Source organism: Gemmiger formicilis, from assembly GCF_016901605.1.
GTDB lineage: Bacteria > Bacillota > Clostridia > Oscillospirales > Ruminococcaceae > Gemmiger > Gemmiger formicilis_B.
Genome location: NZ_JACJKP010000561.1, coordinates 1 through 319, shown reverse-complemented (window position 1 = coordinate 319; position 319 = coordinate 1). Strand labels below are relative to the sequence as shown.

Below are 319 nucleotides of genomic sequence, written 5' to 3'. Positions count from 1 at the left end.
CTCCGAACCCGGTTCCTTGAATCGGGGTGTAGTCATGGGCCGAGGCCTCGTTGTACGCCGGGCCGGCGATGTCGAGATGGGCCCAGTCGATGCCTGGGGTCACGAAACGTTGCAGAAAAGCTGCAGCGAGCATCGCGCCGCCTTCGCGAGCGCCGGAGGACTTGACGTCGGCAATGTCAGAATGCAGGCCTTCGCGAACCTCGTCGGTAATCGGAAGCTCCCAGAAGTCCTCGCCGGCAGCCTCGGAAGCGTCCAGCAAGGTGTCTGCTGCCTGGGCCCCCGAGGTCATGACACCTGCGGTGTGGTTACCGAGAGCGAC

The 319-nt window shown here is 64.3% G+C and carries 1 pseudogene; it reads right to left on the bottom strand.

Features of this window, described 5'->3' with window-relative positions:
* Positions 1-259, bottom strand: a pseudogene (locus H6B10_RS15935) (leucyl aminopeptidase); the annotation flags it as partial.
* Positions 260-319 lie beyond the last annotated feature (60 nt).